This window comes from Wolbachia endosymbiont of Drosophila tristis (genome assembly GCF_028981745.1).
GTDB classification, from domain to species: Bacteria; Pseudomonadota; Alphaproteobacteria; order Rickettsiales; family Anaplasmataceae; genus Wolbachia; species Wolbachia pipientis.
The window spans coordinates 17580-27780 of sequence record NZ_JAPQLN010000114.1 but is presented as its reverse complement, the minus strand read 5'-3'; the positions used below and the strand labels follow the sequence as shown (position 1 = coordinate 27780).

Sequence of the window (10201 nt, the reverse complement as noted above, 5' to 3'; positions counted from 1 at the left end):
TAAAGACATACAGTATCTATATACTGCAAAAAATTGAACATAAGACGCCGATACATTAAGTAATCCTTACCTTTTAATCTGCAGATTGGCGAAAGCAAATACAATAGCTTCAGTTTCATGATAAGAGGGCTGGCGGAGTTTGTCAAGCAATTTTCGTTTCTGCGAGTACCTGAGTTTATTGACTTCATTAGAGCCAAAACTCTTGAGACCTAGGTGATAATTCTATCTAAAAGGATGCCAAAAAAGAGAAGCAACCCTACGTAGGAATTATTTTTAAATATGGACATGCATTGACTGGGATCGTCAGGATTGAAATTTTTGTATTGGCGGTGAAATATGAACCCTACAGCAAGTAGAGCAATATAAAAAATGTTATTTAATGATGATAAGATACCAGCATATAGCCACGTCATCAGAGATATTAAATAAAATCTTTTCAACCAAGATTTTGTTGTATCACCAAAATATAATGCGGTAGATTTCATCCCGAGTTTTTCATCATCTTTTTTATCTTGATGGGCGTATATGGTGTCATAGCTAAGTGTCCAAAAGACGCATCCTATATAAAACAGCAAGGATTCTATACTGATCTGGTTTGTTATTGCTGCTGAGCCCATGAGCGATCCCATATTGAAGGTAAACCCTAAGAACAATTGTGGCCACCAAACATACCGCTTTAATAAAGGGTAAGTAGCTATCATACACATTGAGATTATTCCAAGTATGAGTGTAGTTTTATTAGTTAATAATAAGATTACCAGGGCAATAGACAGTAACAGTGAAAGTAAAGCTAAAGCCTGCTTTATGTTTAATGCACCACTTGCAAGTGGCCTATATTTTGTTCGTTCAACGTGCGCATCTATTTTTCTATCGAAGATATCATTGATTATGCACCCTGCGGGTCTCATTAAAAATGCACCTATAGTAAACAAAACAAGGAGAAAAAGAACCTGATACGATAGAGAAGTTGAGGCTAAAAGAATACCGCTCAAACTGGGAAATAGCACAAGCCACAAACCTGTTAAACTGTGCAACCTCATTAATGAAAAGTAATGGTTGAAATACATTAATTAAGTGTGATTATGTAATATTTTGCTTACATTAACAAAATTATCGAACGCTAAATCAGGCTTGAAAACTAACTCAGGTATAAATCGCAAATCAACATAACACAATATAGATTTACGTATTGACCATGCAGACTGGTTCATTTCATTAACAACAGTGTTAATATCACAATTATTCTCAGAAGGATCTCCAGTGCGTCTTTTTTCTGGATCTAAGTAGTCAGCTACTTGAATATTCAATGAAGATAACACAATATATACATCTGCTTTTTTCAAATCTTTACTTAATTTTACGTCAGATACCGATACATTTTTATTGAACACCTTACCTTCCATTAGAACTCTTGATATTGCTCTATGCAATACCGATGCTATCTTTAGGTTTCTAATTTCCTTTTTCATATCCAGCTACTATAACACCCTTTCTTCTTGCACTAATTGATAAGCTTCCAAAATATCTCCAACTTTAATATCGACATTACCCTCTAGTGATACTCCGCATTCAAAGTTTACACCTACTTCTTTAACATCATCTTTAAATCTACGTAGTGCTTTTAACTTTCCTTCATGCACCAATTTGCCACCACGCATTACCTTAATTAAAGAATCTTTTCTTATGACTCCATCACTTACGTAACATCCAATGATATTACCAGCTTTAGATACGTTAAATATTTGCCTCACAGATGCAAAGCCAACACGAACCTCTCGTGTAACAGGCTTTAACATTTTAGTTAAATACATTCTCATGTCGTCAATGAGCTCGTATATTATGTTATAAGTATGTATTTCTATACCTTTTTGTTTTGCCAAGTCCCTTATTTTTGAGTCCACTTTTACATTAAAAGCTAAAATTACTGCACTTGATGCTTCTGCAAGCAGCACATCTGAATCTGTTATCCCTCCTACTGCTTTGTGTAGGATATTTAATTTCACTTGGTCTTTACCGAGTTTATCAATTGAACTTGATATTGCTTCAATAGAACCAGTTACATCGCACTTTAAAACTACAGATAGTTCTTCTGTTTCGCTGTTATTACGACTGAATATATCTAAATTATTGTCGCCCAAATCTTCTTTCTTTTTCTTGATTAACTCTAGCCTGTATTCAACAATTTCACGCGCCTGCTTTTCAGAATTTACAACAACAAATTTATCTCCAGCATTTGGTACACCATTTAGACCAGTAATTTCAATTGGAGCGGAGGGTAGTGCTGCTTTTTCTCTTTGACCGAGGTGATTAACCATACTACGTACTTTGCTGTATGTTGTACCAACTACCAATATATCACCAACCTTTAACGTTCCTTCCTCAACTATCAATGTGGCTGATATTCCTTTCGCTTTATCTATTTTGGATTCTATTACCCATCCAAGTGCTCGACAATCTTCTATTGCTTCTAGCTTCATTAATTCAGCGATTAACAAAATCGCCTCTTCTAGTTTATCTAAATTAGTTTTCTTTTTTGCTGATACTGGCATAATCATAACATCACCACCAAGCCCTTCAGGGATGAGATCATATTGAGGCAAACTATTAATTATTTTTTCTACATCACCAGGCTCAGATTTATCAATTTTATTAATAGCAACTATAATGGAAACATTTGCTGCTTTTGCATGATTTATTGCTTCAACTGTTTGTTTCATGATTCCATCGTCAGCTGCAACTACTATTACAACTATATTAGTAATATTGGCACCACGTGCACGCATCGCAGTGAACGCTTCATGTCCTGGTGTATCAATAAAGGTAATTTTTTGCTTATCTTTTGTCGTTATTTGATAAGCACCTATGTGTTGAGTTATGCCACCTGACTCTCTTTCTGCAACATTAGATTCACGAAATGCATCGAGCAATGAGGTTTTACCATGATCGACGTGTCCCATAAAAGTGACGATTGGTGGTTTAGGTTTTTTAGGCAGGCTTTCTCTGCCTTCTATAAAAAATAAATCTTTTTCTCTGTTGGTATCGCTCACTCGTTTAGCCGTATGATTAAATTTTTCCACTATTTCACATGCTATATCTGGATCCACCAGATCATCTACTCTATAACTCTCACCGACTTCTTCTTTGAACATTTTTAGCACACTCTTGCTATCTTCTGCCATGCGAATAGATAACTCCCTGATAGTTATTTTGTCTGGTATAATAACTTCTCTTGATATATTTTTACCCTTAGTAAACTTTGACTTTCTACCTCTTATACCAAACCTTTGCTTAAATACAGGGGGGTGTTCAGTTTTTTCATCTATTGCCTGTGCAATTACCAGTTTAGAATGCTTAGAATATATATCTTTGTTGACTTTAAAAGACTTTTTATCGTTGTCCTCATGGTCAATACTATCTTCTTTTGGTTCAACTAAGTGGGTATTACTTAAAACTTGCTTATTTATTTCCTTAGATAAAGCGTCCGCTTCATTTTTCTCGTCAATCTCTTTATTGCTGTCTTCTTTTGCTGTTTTCTCTTTTTCTTCTCTCTGATTTCTTTCTTTCAGCAAAGCAGCATTCTGCACAGCATTAATGCGAAAAATTTGTTCTTTCTCTGTTAAAGAACATAATTTACTCTCGTCAAATAAATTATGTTCTTCTGCATCATGAGATTTTTTTCTTCTTTTTTTTACTACTGTAGCTCCAGTACTTGGGCTAGCTGAAGAGTTTAAATTGAGGTCTAATTTAAGCTTGCTTAAACCTTGGAGCGTTAATTTTTTATCACTGATATCTTCATTATTCATATTATTTTATTATATTAATCCAAGCTTTTTACGTGCTTCTATGATTATTGAATCTACTGTATCTTTTAGATCTTCTTTGCTATCGGATGAGGAAGAGAGTATGCTGCAAAACTCATAACTTGATAAATCTGCTATGTCCTCTAAAGTCTTAATATCATGCTTACTAAGAGCAATTTTATTGTCTATTGATAAAGTTAAATTGATTACATCATCCTCCATACCTAAACTTTTTAGCTCTTCTATTTTTCTATCATTTTCTGCTTTCAGGTACTTATTTGCTCTATTGTGAAGTTCGTTTGCAATATCTTCATTAAAGCCCTCTATTGAAGCAAGCTCTTTAATTGAAGCGCTAGATATGTCTTCTACACTTGAAAAACCTTCTGTTACCAATAGCTGACCCATAATCTCTTCTAAGTTTAAAGCTTCAGCAAATAAAGCTGAACATTGACTAAGTTCTTTACTTCGCCTTTCTGATTCTTGCTGAGTGCTTAATATCTCAATTTTCCATCCAACAAGCTCTGAAGCTAATCTTACATTCTGGCCCTTTTTTCCTATCGCTAAACTCAATTGATCTTCAGCAACTATTAACTCTATGCAATTTTCATTTTCATCAATAATAACCTTCGATACTTCTGCAGGAGTAATGGCTTTAATAACGAATTGACCCAAATCTGAGGAGTAATTTATAACGTCAATTTTTTCACCATTTAATTCGTGTATAATAGTTTTTATTCTATCTCCCTTAACTCCAACACAAGCACCTACTGGATCAATGTTCTTGTCGGGAGAGAAAACGGCAACCTTAGACCTTGAACCAGCATCTCTAGCTATACCTTTAATTGTCACTAATCCGTCAGCAATTTCTGGTATTTCTTGATTTAATAATGCCTCCAAAAAGCCTTCATGAGTCCTAGAAAGAATAATTTGACGTCCATCATCAGAGCGCTTAACAGTCTGTATGTAAGCTTTAACCTTATCACCTTCACGAAATGATTCACCACCAGTTAAATTTCGCAATGGAAGATATGCCCTAGTGCCATTTATGTCTATAATAAGATCTGAATATTCTACTTGTTTAACAATACCATACCTTATTTCTCCCACTTTATCTTTAAACTCCTCATATTGCTTTTTTGACTCTTCATCTTTAATTACTTGAGCAATCTTTTGCTGGGCAATTCTTGCTGAAGCAAGATCAGTGTTAAGAGAGAGCAATTCACTAACAGTATCTCCAACTTTTGCATCTCCTTTTATTAATTTAGCTTGTGTAAGCGTAATTGATTCACACTCAGTATTCTCTTTTTCATTTGATTCATCATCAATAACTTTTAGTTTTCTATATGAAGTAACTTTGCCTGTGTTTCTATCTATATCAACTACAATTTTACTTTTGCTACCATATTTTTGATGAGCCACTGCTTCTATAGCACTTTCTAGTGCCTTTATTACAACATCAAAATCTAAACCTTTTTGAAGTGAAAGCTCTCCTGCTGTATTTATTACATCAAGGCTTCCAACTATGTTATTCTTGTTACTTTTCTGCTTAACACTGCTTTTACGATTAGCAATCATAATAAATAAATCCAATGTAATTAGTTATAATTATAGCTCCAACGGGCAAAGAACACTATCTTAAATGTTAAATGATTGCTAATTTAAGTCAAGTTTTTTCATGTTTTTGTATAACAAGCAACGCAGGAGTAAAGAATAAAGTTAAAACCGTTGCAGCCAATATTCCACTTGCTATGGTTGTTGAAATGTCAACCCACCACTGGCTTGATGGAGCATCATATGTGATTTGTAGCGTAAAAAAATTGATATTTAACCTGGTAATCATCGGTATTAAACCAAGAACTGTGGTTGCAACGGTAAGCAATATTGGCCTAACGCGAGAAATTGCAGCGTTTATTACACATCGCTTGATGTCATTTTTGTGTACCTTAATTTGATGATGAAAGGCATCAAGCAATAGTATGTTATTATTCACTATAATTCCTGCCAAAGCAATTATCCCCACTCCACACATAACAACTACGAAAACTTGTTGGATAAGAAAGAAAACAAAAAACACACATGTTGTGGATAAAAACACTGCTGTCATTACGATAAATGTATGGTATACATTATTAAACTGTGTCACTAATACCAATATCATTAGTGTAATCGCTAATATAAAAGCCTTTAACAAAAATGCTCCTGATTTTTGTTGATCTTCTTTGTCGCCTTTAAAATCAATTTTTACTCCCTTGTCCCAATCCTGGGCAATAGAATTCTGAATGAACTTTACTCTTTCATCAACAAGATAGCCAGTATCAACGTCAGCAGAGATTGTCACTGTGCGTAATCCATCAATCCTGTTTAGTTTGTTTACCTTTTTTTCGGGAGCATATTTTACTATGTTGCTCATAGGATACGGGCCATTAACTGTATTGATAAAAAGATTGTCTATAGTCTTCATATTGCGGTCCTTTCTGGGGAAACGGAGTACAATATCGATTTCTTCATCCGTGTTATTTGGTCTATATTTTCCAATCAATACTCCATTTGTAACCATCTTTATAAAATCGCCAATGGTTGCAACACTTACTTCAGAGCTTGTAGCCTTACTCTTATCAACACTCATATTCCACTCTATTTCAGGTGCTGATCTGCTATCTTGAATATTTATAAACCCGGATGAAGGTTGGTTCATAATTTCTAGAATTTTCTCTGCTGCTAAATTCAAACTGGATACACTCCCGCTGAGGTTAATTTGTATTGGCTTGTCAGCCGACGGTCCTGGCTTTTCCTCTTGAACATTAATTATTATTCCTTTCATGTCTTGCACACTGCTCCTTATATCATTTAGTATGTGCTTAGCTTTGCGCCTGAAGCGCCAATCCATAAGTTCTAGTTGTATTCTGGCGATAACGTTGTCTGAAAATGCTCCTGATCTAGCATAAGAAACATGAATTTCTTTTTCAATGCTCAAAATGCGTTCTTCCACTTCTTTGAGTATCAGATCTCGTTCTTTGGCTGATAAGCTTTCTTTTGCTTTAACACTGATTAAAATATTATCTGAATCCACTTTCGGAAAAAACGTTACTCCAGGACCAAAAGTAAAGTACAGCACACTAAATGAAAACAAAACGAATACAGTAGCACATACGAATTTTTTAGGATGATCCAAAACCTTCTCTAGCATGCGTACGTAAGCTCTTATTATAGGCCCAGCATTTTTTATTTCACCACTTTCTATAGCACTCATTTTTTTTATTTCTTTTTTTGAAGTTATCGAAGGCTTACCAAATATTGCACCAAGTGTTGGTATAAAAACCAAAGCCATAATGAGCGATCCAGTCAAAGTTAGGATTATTGTAATTGGTATGTACTGCATGAATTTACCAACAGTATCAGGCCAGAATAATAGAGGAAAAAACACTGCTAATTTAGTTAACGTTGATGATAGAACCGGATAAAACATATCACGAACTGAAGTGTAAAAAGCTTCTACTTTGTCCATTCCGCAGATCATCTTTCTATCGGCATATTCGCTGATCACAATTGCATCATCAACCAGCATGCCAACAGCCATAATTAAACTGAAGAGCACAACGATATTTAAGGTTATACCCATAAAGTAAAGAGCTATTATCCCAATGAGAAAGGAACCGGGTATCGAGAGTGCCACAAGAATAGCAATCCTTGTCCCCATAGAAAGCATCATTATGATCAATATTAACAACACAGCAAATATTATGCCGTTTTCCAAGTCATCAAGCACATCGCGGACGTTTTTTGACTGGTCGTTTAAGTACACCACTTTTAAATTTTCAGGTAATTGATCTTTTGCCTTATCCATTAAGTATTTTACTTGATTTACTGTGTCTATTATGTTTTTTCCGTTACGTTTTGAAATTCCTAGCACGACACTAGGTAATCCATTAATGCGAGCAAATCCTTGGTGATCCTCAAACCTAGGGTATACTTTTGCTATATCTTTGATTCTCAAAACTGCATCGCCTTGAGATCTAATAGGAATATTCATAATATCTTCTATATCTTTTAATAACCCTGATATTTTAATCGAATATTTACCGGTATCATTTTCCAGTGACCCAGCTCCCACTAATCTGTTATTGCTTGATATAGCTTGGAATATTTCGTTTGATTGAATGTTATATTTTGTTAGAACTGTGGGCTCAACTATCACTTCCACTGTTTCTTTACGCATACCTGCCACTTCAACTTTGAGAACATTTGGCAGAGATTCTATTTCTTTCTTTAGCTTGCGTGCTATTTCAGTTAAGGCTCTTTCTGGCAAATTACCAATTAAGCCGACATTGAGTATCGGAAATAAGCTCAAGTTTATTTCATTGATTATCGGAGATTCCGCTTCAACAGGTAACTTCGATTTTATGTTTGAAAGCTTTGAACGGACATTATCGAGCACTTCTTTATTATCATACTCTGTTCCAAATTCGAGTATCATGTGAGCACCATCATTAGTTGCAAAAGCTCTCAATTCTCTTACACCTTCGATGGATCTTAGTTCATTTTCTATAGGAAGCACTAATAGCTTTTCACTATCTTGAGCAGAAATCCCAGGAAGTCCAACAAACACGCTGATTATAGGAATCTGTATACCAGGATTGCTTTCCCTTGGTATTTTTACATAAACGTATGAACCGAAGATAAAAATTACTATAAGTAATAATACCACCGCCCTGTTTCGCTCTATGAGTAAGCTCTGCATGTTGAATGTTAGCTGAATATGTGCGTTTGTACAATATTATAGTCGAGATACATTGCATATTAATTAATCCTTGTGTAGCTTTAAAACTTTACGCAAATAATTAAAATTTTTGCAAAATTGCAAGTATAAGAAAATTTCTGTATAATAATTCTAGAGCAGTATTTGAGAGGTTATTATGGTGGCAATTCTAAATATAACAAAAGGCAAAAATAAAGTTATTGTGTCTGGATTAGCTGGAGCTTTATCAGCTTTAATATTTTTAACAGCAATCCACATTGCCGCAAAGATAGCCATTATCGTTTCTGCTGCTGCAGTTACTTACTTATTACTTTCGCTGATTCATACAATAAGAACTAAAAAAGAACAGCCTGCTGAAATTACTGGTGTTTCAGGAGATGAAGGTGAAGAAAAAGGTACCGTAAAAGAACCAAAAAGAACTGAAACTGAGCTAGCAGAAGAAATAATAAGGAAAAGAGCAGAAGAGCGCATGGAGAAAGGATCACTTGGTGGCCCTATAAATGCGTTTGGCGAACCAATTCTTGATGAATTTCAGAACACTGAAGGCAGTCATTCTGCTGATTATACAAAAATTATGGTAGTACCTGAGAAAATTATTCTTGACATGTCAGATGATAGAAATCCTGCACAAAATAACTCTAGCTCTATAAAGAATCAGATGAAATCTCTCCCTGAACACATGGATGTATCTGGTAATCCACTTCCTGAGCAGCCACCGAGCAACCTTACCAATATAGGGCTTGGATCATCTAAAAGTACGCAGAAACTATCTGCTGCAGACTTGCTATTACAGTATGGGAATGTAAATAATGATGTGAGGAAAGTGCTAGAATGGCCAATTACCTCAAAGGAGTTTAATGGGTTAGGGTTTAACAGGTAGTTGCTATATCAAACTCTCCATCTTATATTGAGGATCAGATGCAATGCCATACACTCTATTTGGCGGAGCAATTTTGTTCTCTATACCAAAAACTATACCTTCAATTATTGCTGTGAGTACTTTTTCAAGGTTACAATCTGTTCCAGGAACACGGTGCTCTAGGCGGCATCTTTTGGAATCGTTGCCAAAATAGGGAATTCTTATCGCAGCAGTTCTGTTATTTACTCCCCAACTAATCGTAGTTGGAGTGTGAATATCCGGATACTGAAATCTTAAATATGAATCATCATTTGGAGCAAAAAACAACATATGTTTTTTCATCATTGCACATAATCCACCAATACTATGAATCAGATAGTCACTGTACTTTTGCTCATTGATATAAAATAAGTTACCGTTATTTGAATTCACGAGATTAACATGCACATTTAATGCACTGCCTGCTCTATCCAAATAAGGCTTTGCTTTAAAAGAAACATTCCCACCTAGTTTTTGTGCTGTTTCAGTAAGTGATTGTTTTGCTAACTCAAAATGCTTAATTAAATTGTAGGAGTTCGTATAACAACCACTTTTTATCTCATACTGATGTGTAGAATTCTCCTTCTCGCAAGAAAATTCAAGAGATGCTATTTTATTTTTGATGCTATTCAGAAATAAGTATTCTTTTTCTATTCCTTCAATGTAAAACTCTAGTTCAATACCGAATACAGCATAACAACTCAAATTACTTAATATAATCATAAATTTGCTTCAGTAAATCTATAT

The 10201-nt window shown here is 34.8% G+C and carries 7 protein-coding genes; 1 reads left to right on the top strand and 6 read right to left on the bottom strand.

Translation table 11 applies throughout. The features are described from left to right. Nucleotides 1-209: 209 nt before the first annotated feature. The 5 genes from ubiA to OZD64_RS06515 form a co-directional block, all read right to left on the bottom strand. Entirely contained in the window at nucleotides 210-1067 is an 858-nt protein-coding gene (ubiA, locus tag OZD64_RS06535; protein WP_010963177.1) for a 4-hydroxybenzoate octaprenyltransferase, read from the bottom strand. A gap of 3 nt (nucleotides 1068-1070) precedes the next feature. Beyond that, a complete protein-coding gene (locus OZD64_RS06530; RefSeq protein ID WP_038198479.1) occupies nucleotides 1071-1469 on the bottom strand; it encodes a ribosome-binding factor A in 399 nt (132 codons plus the stop codon). A gap of 9 nt (nucleotides 1470-1478) precedes the next feature. Continuing rightward, nucleotides 1479-3803, bottom strand: a complete 2325-nt coding sequence (gene infB / locus OZD64_RS06525) for a translation initiation factor IF-2 (RefSeq protein WP_274999552.1) — start codon at nucleotides 3801-3803, stop codon at nucleotides 1479-1481. A gap of 9 nt (nucleotides 3804-3812) precedes the next feature. Beyond that, complete coding sequence (gene nusA, locus OZD64_RS06520; RefSeq protein WP_274999551.1) at nucleotides 3813-5375, bottom strand: transcription termination factor NusA; 1563 nt, start codon at nucleotides 5373-5375, stop codon at nucleotides 3813-3815. An 88-nt stretch (nucleotides 5376-5463) separates the two neighbouring features. Continuing rightward, nucleotides 5464-8538, bottom strand: coding sequence for an efflux RND transporter permease subunit (locus OZD64_RS06515; RefSeq protein WP_274999550.1), 3075 nt, complete (start codon nucleotides 8536-8538; stop codon nucleotides 5464-5466). A gap of 175 nt (nucleotides 8539-8713) precedes the next feature. On the opposite strand from OZD64_RS06515, the gene OZD64_RS06510 reads away from it, so the two are divergent. Further along, entirely contained in the window at nucleotides 8714-9436 is a 723-nt protein-coding gene (locus tag OZD64_RS06510; RefSeq protein ID WP_274999549.1) for a hypothetical protein, read from the top strand. A 3-nt stretch (nucleotides 9437-9439) separates the two neighbouring features. On the opposite strand, the gene OZD64_RS06505 is transcribed toward OZD64_RS06510, so the two are convergent. Then, nucleotides 9440-10177, bottom strand: a complete 738-nt coding sequence (locus tag OZD64_RS06505; protein ID WP_010963182.1) for a type I glutamate--ammonia ligase — start codon at nucleotides 10175-10177, stop codon at nucleotides 9440-9442. Between the last annotated feature and the right edge of the window lie 24 nt (nucleotides 10178-10201).

Coding starts and splice junctions, on each gene's coding strand:
- ubiA (WP_010963177.1), bottom strand. CDS start 1,067: ATGTATTTCAACCATTACTTTTCATTAATGAGGTTGCACAGTTTAACA.
- OZD64_RS06530 (WP_038198479.1), bottom strand. CDS start 1,469: ATGAAAAAGGAAATTAGAAACCTAAAGATAGCATCGGTATTGCATAGA.
- infB (WP_274999552.1), bottom strand. CDS start 3,803: ATGAATAATGAAGATATCAGTGATAAAAAATTAACGCTCCAAGGTTTA.
- nusA (WP_274999551.1), bottom strand. CDS start 5,375: ATGATTGCTAATCGTAAAAGCAGTGTTAAGCAGAAAAGTAACAAGAAT.
- OZD64_RS06515 (WP_274999550.1), bottom strand. CDS start 8,538: ATGCAGAGCTTACTCATAGAGCGAAACAGGGCGGTGGTATTATTACTT.
- OZD64_RS06510 (WP_274999549.1), top strand. CDS start 8,714: ATGGTGGCAATTCTAAATATAACAAAAGGCAAAAATAAAGTTATTGTG.
- OZD64_RS06505 (WP_010963182.1), bottom strand. CDS start 10,177: ATGATTATATTAAGTAATTTGAGTTGTTATGCTGTATTCGGTATTGAA.